The following is a 1,903-nucleotide window of genomic DNA, read 5'->3' on the forward strand; positions in this document are numbered from 1 at the left end:
ATCTGACGGCCCGCGGCACGTATCAGGTGGTCGGGGCAATTGCTCGGGTGACGGCCGTGATCGCCGGGGTGGGGCGGCCGGGAAGCCGCGCCACGAGAACCCGGCGGATCTCGGGAGGTGCGCCTTCGACGTGCAGCAGGCTCACCTCGGGCGGCAGCACCGGCGAGAGCCGCGAGGGCACCGTTGTCACCCCGAAGCCACCGGCGACCAGTTGAAGCTTCGTCAGCCAGTCGCGCGCGCAGTGGACGATGTGCGGCCGTCCGGGCAGGCCAGGCCAGACGCCGAGCAGTGGCTCGGCATTCGACACCGGGGCGGCAATCCACGGGACGTCGATCAATTCGTCGACGTGCACCGCGGTGCGGCCGGCGAACTCTCCGGTCGAAGGCACCGCCACGACAAGTTCGGTGTCCATAACGGTCTCGACGTGCAGGCGCGGCGACTCGCCGTCCAAAGGCCGGTGGGGCGGGCGGGACGTCAGCACGGCAAGGTCGATCGAGCCCGCGCGCAGTGCCCGGACCAGGGAGGGCGTGGTGCCCTCGGTGGTCGTGACCGTGATCTGCGGGTCGGTCGCCGCGAGGCGGGTGAGTGAGAGAGGCAGGATGGCCGCGCCCGCGCTCAGAAACAGTCCGAGCCGCACCAGTTCGGTACGCGAGACGGTGCCGGTGAGGTCGCGCTCGGCCGCCGACAGACAGTCCAGGATCGTGCGAGCGTGGCGCAACAGAGTCAGACCCGCGGGGGTGAGCCGCACTCCGTCAGGGCGGCGTTCGAACAGGGCGGTGCCCGCGCTTCGTTCGAGGGCGGCGGCCTGGCGTGAGACCGCCGACTGTGTGTAGCCGAGCCGGGTGGCTGCTGCGGTGAAGCTGCCGGACTCGGCGATCTGCCGCAGGACCCGTAGGCCTGTGCTGGAGATGTCCATGCGGGATACGCATACCACAGATGCTTGATCGTCGCTTCCCGCATGCCCGCCGAGTTCCTAGTGTCGATCCCGACGAACACGGACGAACACGGAGGTCATCACGTGCGAGCAGCAGTTCTGACGCAGTTCGGTACCCCGCTCACGGTGCGGGAGGTCCCCGACCCCGAGGCCGGCGGCGGCGAGGTTGTGGTCGAGGTCCTCGCCGCCGGCGTGGCGCCCTACGCGGCTGAGGTCTTCAGCGGCGAGCGGCACTACCCCCTGGTCCCTCCCGTCGTGCCTGGGGTCGGCGGCGTGGGACGGGTCGTCCACGTGGGCCCCGACGCCACCCGGCTGCGCCCCGGCGACCTGGTGTGGTGCGACTCGACGGTGCGCTCGCGGGATGACGCCCTGACGCCCGACATCACGCTCCAGGGCTGGAGTTCCCGTGGCGAGGGCGGCGCGCGCCTCGCCCGGTACCTGCACGACGGGTCGTTCGCCGAGCTCATGCGGGTCCCGACGGAGAACGTCTTCCCGCTCCCCGCAGCGGCGGGGGACGACCCGGCCCGCTGGGCCGCGCTCGGCGTGCACGTCATCCCTTACGGCGGGCTGCTGGCCGGCGGGCTCGTAGCCGGTGAGACGCTGCTCGTCAACGGGGCCACCGGCAACCTCGGCAGCAGTGCGGTTGCGGTGGCGCTTGCCATGGGGGCGGGCCGCGTGGTCGCCCCGGGCCGCAACCAGGCCGCGCTCGACCTCCTTGCCGATCGGTTCGGTCCGCTCGTGCGCCCGGTTCCGCTCACCGGGAACGAGGCCGGCGACCGCGCGGCGATGTCCGCGGCGGCCGACGGCCCGATCGACATGGTGATCGACCTGCTACCGCCGAGCGCACCCAGCTCGGCAGCGCGCACGGCCGCCATGACCGTGCGCGAATACGGCCGCGTCGTTCTCATGGGCGGCGTCGGCATGCTCGGCGGCGACGACCTCGCCCTCCCGTACCCATGGATCATGCGC

General features: G+C 72.1%; 2 protein-coding genes. One reads left to right on the plus strand and one right to left on the minus strand.

Going from position 1 to position 1,903, the window contains the following annotated elements; all coding sequences use genetic code 11:
• Positions 1–22: 22 nt before the first annotated feature.
• On the minus strand, positions 23–916 hold the full coding sequence (locus ACIP6U_RS48650) for a LysR family transcriptional regulator (RefSeq protein ID WP_401729978.1): 894 nt from the start codon (positions 914–916) through the stop codon (positions 23–25).
• A 102-nt stretch (positions 917–1,018) separates the two neighbouring features.
• On the opposite strand from ACIP6U_RS48650, the gene ACIP6U_RS48655 reads away from it, so the two are divergent.
• Positions 1,019–1,903: alcohol dehydrogenase catalytic domain-containing protein (locus ACIP6U_RS48655; protein WP_401729980.1), on the plus strand; the 885-nt coding region annotated here is incomplete at its 3' end.

Source organism: Streptomyces sp. NPDC088794 (genome assembly GCF_044750545.1).
In the GTDB taxonomy this organism is placed as follows: domain Bacteria; phylum Actinomycetota; class Actinomycetes; order Streptomycetales; family Streptomycetaceae; genus Streptomyces.